Here is a 17,777-nt window from a genome sequence, read left to right as displayed (position 1 = left end):
GGCCACGCCGAAGCGTGCCCCACGCACAGCCGCCGCGACGATCTTACGGACTTGAACCAAGTGCCGCAAAAAGCCAACGAACTGTAACGTCATGAATGCGGGAATCCTTCACCCTGCCACCGCTCTCGTAGTGACAACGAAAAGACTATCCCTGCAACCCACCGCGCACCAGTTCATGAAAACCGCCGCAATTCGAAGGAAACGTCCGAAGCGTTTGCCCCGAAATTTCACTCTGCCTCTGCCAGCAAAAACTCCAGAAGCGCCGATCGTGACGAATCTTCCGACATCGATAATTTGAAAAACTGCCCGACCTTGCAGCGCAGGACCGTCTCGGGAAACGCCTCGAACACGGCCGGCTGCTCCTCGCTCAGCCACTGCAGAACATTGGCGATGCGTACGCTCGCATCAGTCTGCGCCAACAGCGATTGCGGCACGCTCCACCACGGAAAAACTCGCCCCGAAACCAGCGCACGGCCCCCGATTTCAATGGCTTGGCCATTGATCAGGGCTCGCGAAACGACCGGCAGCAATTGCGCGGAAATGACCTCATCAGACTGCAAAAGAGGCAGCAAAAAACGACCATCCCAAAAGCGCAAAAACACCGCTTTACCGTCCGGCATCAACACCTGAGTGAGGCTGCGAAAATGCTCGACCAGCACTTCCAGATCCGCCGAAGACACCACCAACCATCCCCAATCCCGGGATTCTGTTTCCGCCACCCAATGTAAAAACTCACTGCCTTCAGCGACAATTCCCACATAGGGCATCACCGCGTCCCACTCGGCATAAATGGTCTCGGCCCAGACCGGATGAGCTGTGCCCCGCCAGGCCTGGAAAGCATCGGCGTCACTGGCGCGGCTGAAGATTGCGAACAGCTGCTCCGACACATGCAGCGGCTGCCGCGCCAGCCATTGTTCGGGCGTCAATTGTTCAGGCTGCACAGACACCGTCCTTGCACCGTTCACACTCTTCGCAGAAAGGCGCATCACCTTTGAGACTCATGATCTGTGCGGCGGTGAGAACCGCCGCCGGCGCAGCGGCCAGTTTCTCTTGCAAGCCCGGCACCACCGGCGCCGCGCTCATCGCCGCCATCGGCGCGCCGCCCACGACGATCGGCACGCTGCTGAAAATTCCGCCGGGGCCGATGTTGATCCACTGCCCGCCGGCCTGAATCGTCGCGCTCGCGCCGCCGTCGATGACCACTTGCTGACCAGCACTGATATGGATCTGCGCCGAGGCGCTGGTGGCTTGATTGTTTACCCGAACCTGCTGGTCGCCGAGCACGGACAAATGGTCATCCTGCCTGACTTCGGTCTGGCGCTGGCCGTAGGTGATGCGTTGCTCGTCGGCCTTGAGTTCATGCCGGGCGGTGCCGGTGACCACCACACTCCGATGGTTGTCGACCTGCAACTGCTGGTCGTTGAGCACATGCTGGGTCCAGTTGCGCTGGGCACGCAGGTAGATTTCCTCGGCGCCCTTTTTGTCCTCGATGCGCAGTTCGTTATAACCGCCACCGCCGGGACTGCTCTGGCTGCGGAAAACGCTCCGAGTCTTGTCCGCCGGCAGATCCAGCGGCACCGGGGTCGCCGCATTTGGCAGGCATCCCATGACCAGCGGCTTGTCGGCATCGCCATCAATGAAGCCGACCAGCACTTCCATGCCGACGCGCGGAATCAATACGCTGCCGTAGTGATCGTGAGCCCAGCCGGTCGCGACACGCAGCCAGCAACTGGAGTGCTCGTTGAGTTCGCCATCGCGATCCCAGGCCAGTTGCACTTTGACCCGGCCATATTCATCACAATGGATCTCCAGATCTTTCGGTCCGGTGACCACGGCGGGTTGATAACCGGAGATGCGCGGCTTTTCCGGCGCCAGCGCCGGACGGAAGATCACGTCCCACGGCGTGGCCACGAAAGTATTGCGGTAGCCCTGGAAGGATTCGCCATCGCTGGTCACCGACTCTTCCAGCACCTGCGGCTGGCGGCCGCGATGTTCGACGGTGGTGAGCAACCACAGATCATTCCAGTCGCTGCGCGGATGCCCGGTGAGTTGCAGGAAATGTCCGCAGACCAGCGAGGATTCGTCGCTGGTGCCTTCGGCTTGACGGTAATCGGCGACATGGCGTTCAAGCGCGCGGCGCGTCAGGCCTTTGCCGGTTTCGCGATCATTGAATTGGCCGGGAAAGTGATAGTCCTCCAGCACTGGACGCTGCTCGCCGTCACTGCGACTTTCCAGAGACAGACGCGGTTTTTCGAAGTTGTAGTCGCGCCGCGTGACGACGCTGGTGCGGGTTTCCACGCGCACGTTGAAGCGTTGAATCGCCTGCGCGCCAGCCGACATGCCGCTGCCCGGCAGATACAACGTCGGCTCGGGCAGCTTGGGGAACACGGTCTGGTCATCGCCGAAGACCAACAGGTGACCCTGGGGGCTGTGCTGAAAGTGGTAATGAATGCCGACTTCGGCGCACAGGCGCTGGATGAAGGCCAGATCGCTTTCCGCGTATTGCACGCAGTACTCGCGCTCGGGGTATTCGCTGCCCAAGCGAAATTCAAAGGCATCGCGCAGGATCGAATGGTCCTTGAGAACCTGAGTGACAATTTGCGGCACGCTCTGATGCTGGAAAATTCGCTGGTTGATGCGATGCCCCAGATACGTCAGACGCGGGACGAGGCTGAGGTGATAGCGTGTCAGACGTTTCCCGGAATCGCCCTGCCCGACCTGATAAATCTGGCCATGAATACCGCAACCCTGAGCATCGAAACTCAGAAACGCCTGCCCGTGCAGCAGGCTTTCCAGATCCAGGTCCGGCCGCTCGCTGACCAGTTCCAGCTCGAAGCGAAATGGCTGGCTGATGGCTTCCCGGCCCGTGAACTCAAGAACTTTGAGGTCATGCTGGGCGCCTTCGAGGGTCAACGTGAAACGCGGTTGATTGGCAGGCGCGAACATCCGATGTCTCTCTGCAGTGTGAGGGCGGGCGATTCTGCATGAGGGACAAGGGGTGCTGAGCAGGTGACGGGAAATTCAGATTTGCCCTACGTGGTTTGCTGAAAGCGCCTTTGTAATTCGGCCGTTCAACTACAGACAATTCAATCAAACCTGCCACCCACCCTGTGGGAGCGAGCCTGCTCGCGAAGGCGGTGTACCGGTCGAGGCATTTGTTGGTCGAGCAACCGCCTTCGCGAGCAGGCTCGCTCCCACATTGGATCTGCACAGTCTTAAGGGAAAACCACAGGCAATAAAAAACGGCCCGCTTCCTCTAGGAAACGGGCCGTTTTCATGTGAGCCGAAGCTCAGTCCATCACTTGTTCAGATGGAAGTCTTTTTCCGCTGCCTCGAAGCGCTCAACCATCCCGCGAGTCGGCTCACCCGCCTTGCTGACAAAGTAGATGGCCAGGCTGGCGAAGATGAAGCCCGGAATGATTTCGTACAGACCCAGCAGTTCGAAATGCTTCCAGACCACCACGGTGATCGCGCCGACCAGAATACCGGCCAGTGCGCCGTTGCGGGTCATGTCTTTCCAGACTACCGAGATCAGCACCACCGGACCGAATGCAGCACCGAAACCGGCCCAGGCGTAGGACACCAGGCCCAGTACGCGGTTTTCCGGGTTGGCAGCCAGCGCGATAGCAATCAGCGCTACCAGCAGCACCATGGCACGACCGACCCAGACCAGCTCCAGTTGCGAAGCGGACTTGCGCAGGAAGGCTTTATAGAAGTCTTCGGTCAGGGCGCTCGAGCACACCAGCAACTGGCAGCTCAGGGTGCTCATTACCGCAGCCAGAATGGCCGACAGCAGCACACCGGCAACCCATGGGTTGAAGAGAATTTTCGCAAGTTCAATGAACACGCGTTCCGGGTTCTCGGTGACCGGGCCGGCCACTTCCGGGTGCGCCGAGAAGTAAGCGATACCGAAGAAGCCCACCGCCACGGTGCCGCCCAGGCACAGGATCATCCAGGCCATGGAAATGCGACGCGCCTTGGCGATCGACTTCACCGAATCCGCCGCCATGAAACGCGCGAGGATATGCGGCTGACCGAAGTAGCCCAAGCCCCAACCCATCAGCGAAATGATGCCGATGAAGGTGGTGCCTTTGAGCATGTCGAAGTTGCTCGGATCTTGCGCTTCGATGGCCAGGAACGTGGTGTCGACGCCGCCGGTCGCCAGCAGAACGATGATCGGCGTAAGGATCAGCGCGAAGATCATCAGCGTGGCTTGTACGGTGTCGGTCCAGCTCACCGCGAGGAAACCGCCGATGAAGGTGTAGGCAATCGTTGCCGCCGCACCGGCCCACAGCGCCGTTTCGTAGGTCATGCCGAACGTGCTTTCGAACAGGCGGGCACCGGCGACGATGCCGGAAGCGCAGTAGATGGTAAAGAACACCAGAATCACGATCGCCGAGATGATCCGCAGCAAGCCGCTTTTATCTTCGAAACGGCTGGAAAAGTAATCCGGCAGAGTCAGGGCATCGCCGTTGTGCTCGGTCTGCACGCGCAGACGACCGGCAACGAACAGCCAGTTCAGGTAGGCGCCGATAACCAGACCAATGGCGATCCAGCTTTCGGAAAGGCCGGACATGTAAATGGCGCCCGGCAGGCCCATCAGCAACCAGCCGCTCATGTCGGAGGCACCGGCAGATAGCGCGGTGACGACGCTGCCGAGGCTGCGACCGCCGAGAATATAGTCAGAAAGATTGTTGGTGGAGCGATAGGCCATCAAGCCGATCAGCACCATTGCTGCGATGTAGATCACGAATGTGATCAGGGTTGGATTGCTTACGCTCATTGAGTTACGCCCTGGCTTTGTTTTTATGTAGCGGCGGTGGTGAACCGCTCGCAAACGACGACGTTTGGCAGACGATCCGGGATCCCGCGCATTTAAGACTGATGTTTCCCCAGGAAAGCCATCAGCCGATGCACCGGGTTATTCCCGGTTGCACCTTGGCGGCGAATGCTATGCAACAAAGCAAATAAGGTGCAACCAGTTTCGCGAGAATTAGTTGCACCCAGTCGGATAAATCGACGATCACCCCGTTTTTGCTCCCTTTTGTGGCAGTCATGGCCCTTTGCTAAAAGCAAAAGCACCAAGCAGGAGCAGCACTTTCGTACCAGAAATTATTTCCTGACGAGCTGCGTATTATTCCGGCAAAAAAAGGGTTGCACCCGGTTGCACCTCATTCAGCGCACGGCTAATCTTGCGGCCAGCTGATGCCACGCAACTGTGGCAACCATGAGGATAAAAATATGGCTACCACCACCCTTGGGGTCAAACTCGATGACCCGACCCGCGAGCGCCTGAAGGCTGCCGCAACCTCGATTGATCGCACGCCGCACTGGCTGATCAAGCAGGCAATTTTCAATTACCTGGAAAAACTCGAGGGTGGTGCAACCCTGACCGAGTTGAACGGTTTGACCGCCAAAGACGCCGATGACGCGGGCGAAGTGCAGACCGATCACGCTCACCAATGCTTCCTCGAATTCGCTGAAAGCATTCTGCCGCAATCGGTTCTGCGCGCTTCGATCACCGCCGCTTACCGCCGTCCTGAGCCGGAAGTGGTGCCGATGCTGATCGAGCAGGCACGCCTGCCGGCACCGATGGCCGAAGCCACCAACAAACTCGCCGCGACCATCGCCGAAAAACTGCGTAACCAGAAAAGTGCCGGCGGTCGTGCGGGCATTGTTCAGGGCCTGTTGCAGGAGTTTTCCCTGTCGTCCCAGGAAGGCGTGGCGCTGATGTGCCTGGCCGAAGCGCTGCTGCGCATCCCGGACAAAGGCACCCGCGATGCGCTGATCCGCGACAAGATCAGCACCGGCAACTGGCATCCGCACCTGGGCAACAGCCCATCGCTGTTCGTCAACGCTGCGACCTGGGGCCTGCTGCTGACTGGCAAACTGGTTTCCACCCACAACGAAGCCGGCCTGACCTCGTCGCTGAGCCGCATCATCGGCAAGAGCGGCGAGCCGATGATCCGCAAGGGCGTCGACATGGCCATGCGCCTGATGGGCGAGCAGTTCGTGACCGGCGAAACCATCGCCGAAGCGCTGGCCAACGCGAGCAAGTTCGAAGCCAAGGGCTTCCGTTACTCCTACGACATGCTCGGTGAAGCGGCACTCACCGAAGTTGACGCGCAGAAATACCTGGCCTCGTACGAACAAGCGATTCACTCGATCGGCAAAGCCTCCCACGGCCGTGGGATTTATGAAGGCCCGGGCATTTCCATCAAGCTCTCGGCACTGCACCCGCGTTACAGCCGTGCGCAATACGAGCGTGTGATGGACGAGCTGTACCCGCGCCTGCTGTCGCTGACTCTGCTGGCCAAGCAATACGACATCGGCCTGAACATCGACGCCGAAGAAGCCGACCGCCTCGAGCTGTCGCTGGACCTGCTTGAGCGCCTGTGCTTCGAGCCGCAGCTGACTGGCTGGAACGGCATCGGTTTCGTAATCCAGGCCTACCAGAAGCGTTGCCCGTACGTGATCGACTACGTGATCGATCTCGCCCGCCGTAGCCGTCATCGCCTGATGATCCGCCTGGTGAAAGGCGCGTACTGGGACAGCGAAATCAAGCGCGCCCAGGTCGAAGGCCTGGAAGGCTATCCGGTCTACACCCGCAAGGTTTACACCGACGTTTCCTACATTGCTTGCGCACGCAAACTGCTGTCGGTGCCGGAAGTCATCTATCCGCAGTTCGCCACCCACAACGCCCATACCCTGTCGGCCATTTACCACATCGCCGGTCAGAACTATTACCCGGGCCAGTACGAATTCCAGTGCCTGCACGGCATGGGCGAACCGCTCTACGAGCAGGTTGTCGGCAAGGTTGCCGAAGGCAAGCTGAACCGTCCGTGCCGCGTGTACGCTCCGGTCGGCACTCACGAAACCCTGCTGGCTTACCTCGTACGTCGCTTGCTGGAAAACGGCGCGAACACTTCGTTCGTCAACCGTATCGCCGACCAGTCGATTTCGATTCAGGAACTGGTGGCCGATCCGGTTGCGCAGATCGAGCAGATGGCCACCGTCGAAGGCGGTTTTGGCCTGCCGCACCCGCGCATTCCGCTGCCGCGTGATCTGTACGGTGCCGAGCGCGCCAACTCCAGCGGCATCGACATGGCCAACGAACATCGTCTGGCCTCGCTGTCCTGCGCTTTGCTCGCCACTGCACACAACGACTGGAAAGCCGCGCCAATGCTCGGTTGCGCCTCCAGCAACGAAACGCCGGCAGCCGTTCTGAACCCATCCGATCACCGCGATGTGGTCGGTCACGTTCAAGAAGCTACCGTCGAAGACGTCGACAACGCCATTCAATGCGCGCTGAACGCTGCGCCGATCTGGCAGGCCACGCCGCCGGCCGAACGCGCTGCAATTCTGGAACGTGCCGCTGACTTGATGGAAGGCGAGATCCAGCCGCTGATGGGCCTGCTGGCTCGCGAAGCTGGCAAGACCTACGCCAACGCCATCGCCGAAGTCCGCGAAGCCGTCGACTTCCTGCGTTATTACGCAGTGCAGGCGCGCAACGATTTCAGCAACGACGCCCACCGCCCCCTCGGTCCGGTGGTGTGCATCAGCCCGTGGAACTTCCCGCTGGCGATCTTCAGCGGCCAGGTCGCTGCCGCACTGGCTGCCGGTAACCCGGTACTGGCCAAACCGGCCGAACAGACTCCGCTGGTCGCCGCTCAAGCCGTGCGTCTGATGCTCGAAGCCGGCATCCCGGAAGGCGTGCTGCAACTGCTGCCGGGTCGCGGTGAAACCGTCGGTGCCGGTCTGGTCGGTGACGAACGCGTCAAAGGCGTGATGTTCACTGGCTCCACCGAAGTTGCCCGTCTGCTGCAACGCAACATCGCCGGTCGCCTCGACAGCCAGGGTCGTCCAATTCCGCTGATCGCCGAAACCGGGGGTCAGAACGCGATGATCGTCGACTCCTCGGCACTGACCGAACAAGTGGTGATCGACGTGGTGTCGTCGGCCTTCGACAGCGCCGGTCAGCGTTGCTCGGCACTGCGCGTGCTGTGCCTGCAGGAAGATTCCGCCGATCGCGTCATCGAAATGCTCAAGGGTGCGATGGCCGAAAGCCGTCTCGGCAACCCCGAGCGTCTGTCCGTGGACATCGGCCCGGTGATCGACGCCGAAGCCAAGGCCGGCATCGACAAGCACATCCAGGGCATGCGCGATAAAGGTCGCAATGTTTACCAGGTGGCGATTGCCGACAGCGAAGAGGTCAAGCGCGGCACCTTCGTCATGCCGACCCTGATCGAGCTGGAAAGCTTCGACGAACTGCAACGCGAAATCTTCGGCCCGGTACTGCACGTGGTGCGCTACAAGCGCAAAGAGCTGGATCAGCTGATCGGTCAGATCAACGCCTCCGGTTACGGCCTGACGCTGGGCGTGCACACGCGCATCGACGAGACCATCGCCAAGGTGATCGACAACGTCAACGCCGGTAACGTCTACGTCAACCGCAACATCGTCGGTGCCGTGGTCGGCGTGCAGCCATTCGGCGGCGAAGGCCTGTCGGGTACCGGCCCGAAAGCCGGTGGCCCGCTGTATCTGTACCGCTTGCTGTCGACGCGTCCTGCCGACGCCATCGAACAATCCTTCGCCCGTGGTGACGCCATCGTCGCCCCGGACGTGCGCTTGCGCGATGCCATGAGCCAATCGTTGAACGCCCTGAAAGCCTGGGCCGACAACAACAAGTTCGCCGACCTGAGCACTCTGTGCGTGCAATACGCGGCGCAATCGCAGAGCGGCATCACCCGCGTGCTGGCTGGCCCGACCGGCGAGAAAAACAGTTACGCGATCCTGCCGCGCGAGCACGTGCTGTGCCTGGCGGAAGTTGAAGGTGATCTGCTGACGCAACTGGCCGCAATACTGGCGGTCGGTGGTTCGGCGGTGTGGCCGGAAACCGAGCTGACCAAGGCCTTGTTTGCCCGTCTGCCGAAGGAAGTCCAGGCGCGGATCAAGCGCGTTGCCGACTGGAACAAGGACGAAGTCGTGTTCGATGCCGTGCTGCATCACGGCCACTCCGACCAGTTGCGCGGCGTCTGCCAGCAGATCGCCCAGCGTGGCGGCGCGATCGTTGGCGTTCAGGGCCTGTCCCAGGGCGAAACCAACATTGCGCTGGAGCGTCTGGTGATCGAGCGGGCACTGAGCGTCAACACCGCTGCGGCGGGGGGTAATGCCAGTCTGATGACCATCGGTTAAACCGCTGTAAATCCAGGCAACCGCGAAAGTCGCCTGGTACGCAATACCCTGTGGGAGCGAGCCTGCTCGCGAAGACGGCGTTTCAGTCGACATTAATGTTGCCTGACCCACCGCTTTCGCGAGCAGGCTCGCTCCCACAGAAGATCAAAAGATCGCAGCCTTCGGCAGCTCCTACATGGAAACGCATTCCAAATGTTGGAGCTGCCGAAGGCTGCAATCTTTTGCTTCTGCATCACTCTCATCAATCATCCTATCCAGCCTCTATTCCCCCACCTTAGACTCGGTCCAACCCCAATTTCCAGGTAGGCCGCCATGTCCGAGACGCTGCTCAGTTCCCGCAATCTGGCTTTCGAGCTGTACGAAGTCCTCGATGCCGAGGGCCTGACCCGGCGCGAGCGCTTTGCCGAGCACAATCGCGAGACCTTCGACGCCGCCATCGGCACCGCGCGCAACATCGCCGAAAAGTTTTTCGCCCCGCACAACCGCAAGGGCGATGAAAACGAGCCGCGCTATGAAGATGGCCAGGCCATTCTGATCCCCGAAGTGAAACCGGCGGTGGATGCCTTTCTCGAGGCAGGATTTCTTAACGCCGCACGCAGTTTCGAGGCCGGCGGCATGCAATTGCCGACCCTGCTGTCGCAAGCCTGCTTCGCGCACTTTCAGTCCGCCAACGCCGCATCGACCTCGTACCCGTTCCTGACCATGGGCGCGGCCAACCTGATCGAGAGCTTCGGCAGCGAAGAGCAGAAACAGCGCTTCCTGCAACCAATGATCGACGGACGCTTCTTCGGCACCATGGCCCTGACCGAGCCGCATGCCGGTTCGTCGCTGTCGGATATCCGCACCCGCGCCGAGCCCGCATCCGACGGCACCTATCGCCTGAAGGGCAACAAGATCTTCATTTCCGGCGGCGACCATCCCCTGTCGGAAAACATCGTGCACATGGTCCTCGCCAAACTGCCGGACGCACCGCCGGGGGTGAAAGGTATTTCGCTGTTTATCGTGCCGAAGTTTCTGGTCAAGGACGACGGCAGCCTCGGCCAGCGCAACGACGTGCTGCTCGCCGGATTGTTCCACAAGATGGGCTGGCGCGGCACGACATCGACGGCGCTGAACTTCGGCGATAACGGTGAGTGCGTCGGCTATCTGGTGGGTAAACCGCACCACGGCTTGAGCTATATGTTCCAGATGATGAACGAGGCGCGGATCGGCGTCGGCATGGGCGCGGTGATGCTCGGCTATGCCGGTTACCTGTATTCGCTGGAGTACGCCCGCGAACGTCCGCAAGGCCGGGTGCCGGACAGCAAGGATCCGACGACGGCGCCGGTGGCGATCATTAGGCACGCGGATGTCAGACGCATGCTGCTGACGCAGAAATCCTACGTCGAAGGGGCATTTGACCTCGGCCTATATGCCGCGCGGTTGTTCGATGACACCACCACGCTGGAAACCGAAGCCGAGCGCAAGCAGGCGCATGAGCTGCTGGACCTGCTGACGCCAATCGTCAAATCCTGGCCTTCGGAGTTCTGCCTGAAGGCCAACGAACTGGCGATCCAGATCCTTGGCGGCCACGGCTACACCCGTGAGTACCCGGTGGAGCAGTACTACCGCGACAACCGTCTGAACCCGATCCACGAAGGCACCCACGGCATCCAGTCGCTGGATTTGCTCGGGCGCAAACTGGCGCAGAACGGTGGCGCCGGTCTCAAGCAGCTGATTCGATTGATCGCCAACACGGCCCAACGTGCCACTGCGTACGACTCGCTGGATGCACTGCGTGAACCGCTGGAAAAACTCGTTGCCCGCCTGCAGACCGTGACCATCGGTCTGCTCACCGATCTGGCCCAAGGCAAGGTCAACAGCAGCCTGGCGAACTCGGCGCTGTACCTGAAAGTGTTCGGCCACGCGGTGATCGGCTGGCGCTGGCTGGAACAGGCGATTCGCGCCGAAGAAGGCCTGGCCAAAGGTAATGCGGCGGATATCGACTTCTATAAGGGCAAGTTGCAGGCGGCGCGGTATTTCCTGACATGGGAAGTGCCGGGTTGCCAGCATAAGCTGGACTTGCTGGAGGCGCGGGATGATACGTGTCTGGCGATGCAGGACGCGTGGTTCTAAACGCAAAAGATCGCAGCCTTCGGCAGCTCCTACAGAAACGCATTGCAATGTAGGAGCTGCCGAAGGCTGCGATCTTTTGATCTTGATCCTTTAGCTCAACTTGAACCCACCCATCTGCCGCGCCAGATCATCCGCCAGCCGCTGCAACATCTGACAATCCTCACGACACGCACGAACCTCCCCCGCCGTTGCCCGCGCCAGATCGGAAATCCCCTGCACGTTGCGGTTGATTTCTTCGGTCACCGCCGACTGCTCTTCGGTCGCTGTCGCCACCTGATGGTTCATATCGCTGATGCGCTCGACCTGGCCGGTGATTGCCGTCAGCGAGGCGCCGGTCCGCTGGCTCGATTCAACCCCGGTGCCGGTCGCGGCCTGGCCGGTGCGCATCGAAGACACGGCGTTCTCCGCACCTTGCTTGAGGCTGCCGATCATCAGTTGAATTTCGTCGGTCGAGGCCTGGGTTCGGCGCGCGAGGGTGCGCACTTCATCGGCGACCACCGCGAAGCCGCGGCCCATATCGCCAGCGCGGGCAGCTTCGATCGCGGCGTTGAGTGCCAGCAGATTGGTCTGCTCGGAAACGCCACGGATCACCGCCAGCACCGAATCGATCGACGCCACTTGTTGCGCCAGCTCACCCACCGCCCCCGCCGCCACGCCGATGTCATCGGACATGCTTTCGATATGACGGATCGAGCCGCCGACCACTTCCCGCGCCTGTAGCGCTTCATCACGGGCAGTTTGCGAGGCAAGCGCGGCATTGCCGGCGTTCTGCGCAATTTCCTGCACGGTCAGGCCCATTTCGTGGACGGCCGTGGCAACCATATCGGTCATTTCCTGCTGCCGGCCCGAACGCTCGGCGGTGTTGTCCACTACCTTCGCCACTTGCCCTACGGCAGTGCGCAGGCGTTCGCTGGTGGTCAGCACTTCGCCGATCATCGCGCGCTGGCTGTCGAGGAAACGGTTGAAGCCACGCGCCAGGTCACCCAACTCATCGGCACGGCTGGAATCTAACCGGTGAGTCAAATCTCCACCACCGCTACCGATGGCCACCAGCGCCCGTGTTACTTGTCGAATCGGTCGCACCAGCCCCTGCGCCAGCCACACCACCAACGCCAGGCAGACCAAAGCCACCACCAGACCGATGGCGCCACTCATCCACATCGCTTTCCGTGCTTCGGCGTAAATCTGCGACTGCGGCACTTCGGCCACCAGCGTCCAGCCGAGATCGCGCAACGGCAGGCTGAAGGCGAGGAAATCTTCACCGTCGCGTTCGAAGCTGCTGTTCACCGCATCCTTGTGCCCCATCAGCGCTTGCGCCGCGTTGGCGCCGATCTGCTCGGTCAAGGTGCGTTTGCCGCTGAACTGCGCCTCAGGATGGACCTGAATCAAACCGTCGGAACGCACGAGATAGACCTTGCCGCGTTCACCGAAACTGAAATTGTGGATCAGCTCCGACAGCTCTTTCATGCTCAGCCCGAGCCCGGCGACACCGACAACTTTGCCGGCCTGCTCGACCTTCAGATCGATGAACAGGGCCAGCTCACCCGTGGCGCCGTCGTTGTCGATATTGAGGGTGCGCGGCTGATTGCTGTCGAGAAAGGAATAGAACCAGGCGTCGGCCGGTTTCGCGCGACTGAGGGTGCGGTCCAGGCCTTTCTCGGTGATGTAGTGGTTGGATTCAGTGCCGATGATCAGCGCGGTGAAGGCTCTGTGTTCGGCGCGAATGCTTTCCAGATATTGCGCGAAGAGCGCGGTTTTGCTGCTGTCTTCGCCGGATGCCAGCCAGTCACGCACCATGGTGTTGCTGGCGATGTCCTTGGCGGCGGTGAGCGGTTGTACGAGGATCCGCTCGATGTCGTTGCGCGTCGCTTCAATGCTCGACGGCAGCGCTTGTTCGACCAGATAGCTCTGGGCAAGGCGGTTGACCACCAGGGTATAAATGCCAACCACAATCACGATGCTGATCAGCAGGGCCGCGCCCATGCCGAGAATCAACTGCCACTGAATACTGCGTCGCCACCATTGCATGGAGCACCCCCAAGGAATAAGTGGCCGAAACACTGCAACAGCCGTGCCGATTGTATACAAGCCAACCGACAATCTATTCCCTGGTTGTGCGCAACCCCATCAGCCCTGACTGATGGTCTTGGCAATGGTCTCGACCGTGGCGCTGACTTGCTCTTGATAACGCTCGAGTTCTTCTTTGTGCTGCTTCTTCATTTCGATCTGCTGCGAGCACAGATTCATCGCCGCCAGCACCAGCAAACGGTCGCCGATCAGGGTCGGGTATTTGCGCTTGGTGTCTTCCAGCGCTGCCTTGAGCATCATCGCCGCGTCCAGCAGGGTCTGTTCTTCCCCGGCCGGTGCCTTGATCGAATAGTCCTCGCCGAGAATGGAGATGACTTTTACCCCTGCTGTGCCGTGGTTCATGCGCTGACAGGACCGGCATTGACGCGATCAACCAGCGCCTGGATGCGCGCGGCGGTGGCGCCGTGTTTTTCTTCCTGCTCCATCAGGTTCAGTTGCAGGTTTTCGTTTTCATCCTTGGCCTGGGCCAGTTCCGTGGAAAGGGTCTGGTTGGTCTGCAGCAAGCTCTGGTTCTGTTGCACCAGGTCACTGACGAGCTGTTCCAATTGGCTGAGGGATGCTTCCAACATTTTGATCTTCCAAGCGTTTTTCAAAGGGCGCGTACGATAAAGAAAAGTCACCACGGATGCCAGGGTTAAACCGGCGCAAGGCCTTGATTTTCCTGGGTGGCGAAGCTTCTCGCGAGTTTAAAAGACTGTGATTGGTCGATCTGGTTCCTGCACTTCGTCGCTCAAGCCTGTCTGCGACAAATACGCACACCACCTCAAGACTTTAGTCGTATGACCGATAAGTCACCCATACAGCAGTCTCAGCCCGCATGGATGCGGCCCTTTTCGGTATCCGCCCATGTCCCTTCGCAATATGAATATCGCCCCACGGGCGTTCACCGGCTTCGCCCTGATCGGCGGCCTGATGTTGATTCTCGGTGTGTTTGCGCTGAACCAGATGAGCAAGATCCGCGCGGCCGGCGAAGACATCGCCACCGCCAGCGTGCCCTCGATCAAGGCCCTCGACGAATTCACCCAACTGACCCTGCGCCTGCGCGTGCTTTCTTACCGCCTGCTGATCAACCGCGAACCCGACGTGCAGCAGAAAACCATCGAACTGTTCGACCTGCGCAACCGCCAGATCGCCGATGCGCAGCGCACGTACGAGCCGCTGATCGAAGGCCCGCAGGAACGCGCGGCGTACGAGCAGTATGTGCAATTGCTGGCCCAGTACCGCCAGCTCGAAGAGCGCATGAAAACCCTGTCGCGCAACAATCAGATCGACGAGTTGCGACAGATGCTCAACAGCGACTTGCTGAGCAATTCCGAAGCGGTGAACACCGCGCTGGCACGCTTGCTGGAGATCAACACCCAACAGATCGCCGAAACCGATCAGGACGCCAAGGATCAGTATTCGCTGTCGTTCAATCTGGTGGTGACTCTGCTGGTGATCGCCAGCGGCCTGACCCTGCTGTTCGCCTGGTTGCTCACCGTGAGCATTACCAAGCCGATTTCCAAGGCACTGGACGCTGCGGAAACCATCGCCGAAGGCAATCTGACCCAGCCGATCCATGTCGATGGCGAAGATGAAGCCGGGCGCTTGTTGGCGGCAATGGCCAAAATGCAATCGAAGCTGCGCGACACCCTGCAGCGCATCTCTGGTTCGGCCACGCAACTGGCCTCCGCCGCTGAAGAACTCAACAGTGTCACCGACGAAAGTGCTCGCGGCCTGACCCAGCAGAACAACGAAATCGAGCAGGCCGCCACTGCGGTCAATGAGATGACCAGCGCCGTCGAAGAAGTCGCGCGCAACGCAGTCAGCACCTCGGAAGCCTCGAAAAACGCCACCACTTCGGCGGGCGACGGTCGCGATCTGGTCCAGGAAACTGTCAGCGCCATCGAACGCATGAGCGCCGATGTGCAGAGCACCGCGTCCTTGATCGGCGATCTGGCCAATGAATCCCGTGACATCGGCAAGGTGCTCGACGTGATCCGTGGGCTGGCCGATCAGACCAACCTGCTGGCATTGAACGCAGCGATCGAAGCGGCCCGTGCCGGCGAGGCCGGCCGTGGCTTTGCCGTGGTGGCCGACGAAGTGCGTGCCCTGGCCCATCGCACCCAGCAGTCGACCAGCGAAATCGAACGGATGATCGGCAGCATCCAGAGCGGCACCGAACACGCCGTGGATTCGATGCGCAACAGCACCGAGCGCGCCGAATCGACCTTGAATATTGCCCGTGGCGCCGGGGTGTCGCTGGACACGATCAACAGCGCCATCGTCGAAATCAACGAGCGCAACCTGGTCATCGCCAGCGCCGCCGAAGAGCAGGCGCAGGTGGCGCGGGAAGTCGACCGCAATCTGGTGAACATCCGCGATCTGTCGGTGCAATCGGCGACCGGGGCGAATCAGACCAGCGCAGCGAGCAATGAGCTGTCGCGCCTGGCGCTGGATCTGAACAACATGGTCGGGCGGTTCAGCCTCTGACCTGATCCTTGATCATTCCCACGCTCTGCGTGGGAATGATCACCAAGCGCAAAAGCTTTTTGACAGCATCACATTTCAACAGGTTAGAATCGCTGGCACGCAGACTGCATGGTCAGTTTGCGCCCCCGTCTTTACGCTTCTGGAGTACTGCCTTTGAATGCGACGACCATCAACAGCCTGTTCTTGATCGGCGCGTTGCTGGTAGGCGCAAGCATTCTTGTCAGCTCGCTTTCTTCACGTCTCGGCATTCCGATTCTGGTCATCATTCTCGCAGTCGGCATGGCGGCGGGGGTCGATGGTGGCGGGATCATTTTCGATAACTACCCCACGGCCTATCTGGTCGGCAACCTCGCTCTGGCGGTGATCCTGCTCGACGGCGGTTTGCGCACGCGGGTGTCGAGTTTCCGCGTGGCGTTATGGCCGGCGCTGTCGCTGGCCACGGTCGGGGTGTTGATCACCACCGGGCTGACCGGCATGGCCGCGGCGTGGCTGTTCGACCTCAATCTGATTCAGGGCCTGCTGATCGGCGCCATCGTCGGTTCGACCGACGCCGCTGCGGTGTTCTCGCTGCTCGGCGGTAAAGGCCTCAACGAACGGGTCAGCGCCAGTCTGGAAATCGAATCGGGCAGCAACGACCCGATGGCGGTGTTCCTCACCGTGACCCTGATCGACATGCTCGCCAGCGGCGAAACCGGCCTGCACTGGAGCCTGCTGACCCACCTGATCCGCGAGTTCGGCATCGGTGGTGTGATTGGTCTGGGCGGCGGCTGGGTGATGTTGCAACTGGTCAATCGCATCAATCTCGCCGCCGGCCTCTATCCAATCCTGATCATCGCCGGTGGTCTGGTAGTGTTCGCGCTGACCAACGCCTTGCATGGCAGCGGCTTCCTCGCCGTTTATCTGTGCGGTCTGGTGATCGGCAACCGCCCGGTGCGCAGCCGCCACGGCATTCTGCACATGCTCGACGGCATGGCGTGGCTGGCGCAGATCGGCATGTTCCTGGTGCTGGGCCTGCTGGTCACGCCACACGATCTGCTGCCGATCGCCCTGCCCGCCCTCGGTCTGGCACTGTGGATGATCCTGTTCGCGCGGCCGCTGTCGGTGATGGTCGGCCTACTGCCGTTCAAGGCTTTCCATGGTCGTGAAAAAGCCTTTATTTCCTGGGTCGGTCTGCGCGGCGCGGTGCCGATCATTCTCGCGGTATTCCCGCTGATGGCCGGCCTGCCGCAAGCGCAGCTGTATTTCAATCTGGCCTTCTTCATCGTGTTGGTGTCGCTGCTGGTGCAAGGCACGAGCCTGCCGTGGGTGGCCAAGCTGCTCAAGGTGACGGTGCCGCCGGAACCCGCGCCGATATCCCGGGCGGCACTGGAAGTGCACGTGACCAGCGAGTGGGAGCTGTTCGTTTACAAGCTCGGCGCCGAGAAATGGTGCATCGGCTCGCCTCTGCGCGAATTGAAAATGCCCGAAGGCACACGCATCGCGGCGCTGTTTCGTGGCCAGCAACTGCTCCATCCGTCGGGTAGTACGGTGCTGGAAGTCGATGATTTGCTGTGTGTTATTGGCCACGAACACAACCTGCCGGCCCTCGGCAAACTGTTCAGCCAGGCACCGCAACGCGGCCTCGATCTGCGCTTCTTCGGCGACTTCGTGCTCGAAGGAGATGCCCAGCTTAAAGCGGTTGCAGCGCTGTATGGCTTGCCGGCCGAAGGCATCGATCCGGACATGACCTTAGGCGCGTTCATTGCGCAAAAAGTCGGGGGTGCTCCCATCGTCGGTGACCAGGTGGAATGGAACAACACTCACTGGACGGTGGCGGTCATGGACGGGAACAAGATCGGCAAAGTGGGCGTCAGATTCCCCGAAGGAAGTCGCCCGGGCCCCGGACTCTTCCTCTAAACTGCCTCCAC

General features: G+C 60.7%; 10 protein-coding genes and 2 pseudogenes. 5 read left to right on the top strand and 7 right to left on the bottom strand.

Annotated features, from left to right (window positions below):
- Positions 1-227 precede the first annotated feature (227 nt).
- From AC4IHP_RS10450 to putP, 3 genes are all read right to left on the bottom strand, one after another.
- Positions 228-941, bottom strand: a complete 714-nt coding sequence (locus tag AC4IHP_RS10450) for a DUF4123 domain-containing protein (protein ID WP_490831644.1) — start codon at positions 939-941, stop codon at positions 228-230.
- On the bottom strand, positions 931-2,946 hold the full coding sequence (locus tag AC4IHP_RS10445) for a type VI secretion system Vgr family protein (protein WP_490831643.1): 2,016 nt from the start codon (positions 2,944-2,946) through the stop codon (positions 931-933). Before AC4IHP_RS10445 ends, AC4IHP_RS10450 begins: the two co-directional genes overlap by 11 nt.
- Before the next feature lie 352 nt (positions 2,947-3,298).
- Positions 3,299-4,783: a sodium/proline symporter PutP gene (gene putP, locus AC4IHP_RS10440; RefSeq protein ID WP_460123255.1), complete on the bottom strand. Its 1,485-nt coding sequence runs from the start codon at positions 4,781-4,783 to the stop codon at positions 3,299-3,301.
- Positions 4,784-5,241: 458 nt separating this feature from the next.
- Between putP and putA the strand changes: the two genes are divergently transcribed.
- Positions 5,242-9,195: a trifunctional transcriptional regulator/proline dehydrogenase/L-glutamate gamma-semialdehyde dehydrogenase gene (gene putA, locus AC4IHP_RS10435; protein WP_490831642.1), complete on the top strand. Its 3,954-nt coding sequence runs from the start codon at positions 5,242-5,244 to the stop codon at positions 9,193-9,195.
- Between the two features lie 312 nt (positions 9,196-9,507).
- Complete coding sequence (locus AC4IHP_RS10430; protein WP_490831641.1) at positions 9,508-11,310, top strand: acyl-CoA dehydrogenase; 1,803 nt, start codon at positions 9,508-9,510, stop codon at positions 11,308-11,310.
- Positions 11,311-11,400: 90 nt separating this feature from the next.
- Here AC4IHP_RS10430 and AC4IHP_RS10425 read toward each other — a convergent pair whose 3' ends face one another.
- The 4 genes and pseudogenes from AC4IHP_RS10425 to AC4IHP_RS10410 all read right to left on the bottom strand — a co-directional run bounded on the left by AC4IHP_RS10425 (position 11,401) and on the right by AC4IHP_RS10410 (position 13,967).
- Positions 11,401-12,132, bottom strand: coding sequence for a methyl-accepting chemotaxis protein (locus tag AC4IHP_RS10425; protein WP_490831702.1), 732 nt, complete (start codon positions 12,130-12,132; stop codon positions 11,401-11,403).
- Between the two features lie 135 nt (positions 12,133-12,267).
- Positions 12,268-13,293: pseudogene (locus AC4IHP_RS10420) on the bottom strand (cache domain-containing protein); the annotation flags it as partial.
- A gap of 144 nt (positions 13,294-13,437) precedes the next feature.
- A complete protein-coding gene (locus AC4IHP_RS10415) occupies positions 13,438-13,740 on the bottom strand; it encodes a cell division protein ZapA (RefSeq protein ID WP_039756738.1) in 303 nt (100 codons plus the stop codon).
- Positions 13,737-13,967 carry a hypothetical protein gene (locus AC4IHP_RS10410; RefSeq protein WP_471878529.1) on the bottom strand — a complete coding sequence of 77 codons (231 nt, stop codon included), beginning with the start codon at positions 13,965-13,967 and terminating at the stop codon, positions 13,737-13,739. The genes AC4IHP_RS10415 and AC4IHP_RS10410 overlap by 4 nt, the downstream gene beginning before the upstream one ends.
- A gap of 277 nt (positions 13,968-14,244) precedes the next feature.
- On the opposite strand from AC4IHP_RS10410, the pseudogene AC4IHP_RS10405 reads away from it, so the two are divergent.
- The 3 genes and pseudogenes from AC4IHP_RS10405 to AC4IHP_RS10395 form a co-directional block, all read left to right on the top strand.
- A pseudogene (locus AC4IHP_RS10405) lies at positions 14,245-14,967 on the top strand (MCP four helix bundle domain-containing protein); the annotation flags it as partial.
- Between the two features lie 30 nt (positions 14,968-14,997).
- Entirely contained in the window at positions 14,998-15,870 is an 873-nt protein-coding gene (locus AC4IHP_RS10400; RefSeq protein ID WP_490831701.1) for a methyl-accepting chemotaxis protein, read from the top strand.
- A 153-nt stretch (positions 15,871-16,023) separates the two neighbouring features.
- Entirely contained in the window at positions 16,024-17,766 is a 1,743-nt protein-coding gene (locus tag AC4IHP_RS10395; protein ID WP_024011302.1) for a potassium/proton antiporter, read from the top strand.
- Positions 17,767-17,777 lie beyond the last annotated feature (11 nt).

Source organism: Pseudomonas sp. UF-293 (assembly GCF_058245595.1).
The sequence above is the reverse complement of the archived record's forward strand: the minus strand, read 5'-3'. Positions and strand labels throughout refer to the sequence as shown.

What these genes read in the sequence shown, in the direction of transcription:
- AC4IHP_RS10445 (WP_490831643.1), bottom strand. Translation starts at nt 2,946, where the DNA reads ATGTTCGCGCCTGCCAATCAACCGCGTTTCACGTTGACCCTCGAAGGC.
- putP (WP_460123255.1), bottom strand. Translation starts at nt 4,783, where the DNA reads ATGAGCGTAAGCAATCCAACCCTGATCACATTCGTGATCTACATCGCA.
- putA (WP_490831642.1), top strand. Translation starts at nt 5,242, where the DNA reads ATGGCTACCACCACCCTTGGGGTCAAACTCGATGACCCGACCCGCGAG.
- AC4IHP_RS10430 (WP_490831641.1), top strand. Translation starts at nt 9,508, where the DNA reads ATGTCCGAGACGCTGCTCAGTTCCCGCAATCTGGCTTTCGAGCTGTAC.
- AC4IHP_RS10425 (WP_490831702.1), bottom strand. Translation starts at nt 12,132, where the DNA reads ATGGTTGCCACGGCCGTCCACGAAATGGGCCTGACCGTGCAGGAAATT.
- AC4IHP_RS10415 (WP_039756738.1), bottom strand. Translation starts at nt 13,740, where the DNA reads ATGAACCACGGCACAGCAGGGGTAAAAGTCATCTCCATTCTCGGCGAG.
- AC4IHP_RS10410 (WP_471878529.1), bottom strand. Translation starts at nt 13,967, where the DNA reads ATGTTGGAAGCATCCCTCAGCCAATTGGAACAGCTCGTCAGTGACCTG.
- AC4IHP_RS10400 (WP_490831701.1), top strand. Translation starts at nt 14,998, where the DNA reads ATGGCCAAAATGCAATCGAAGCTGCGCGACACCCTGCAGCGCATCTCT.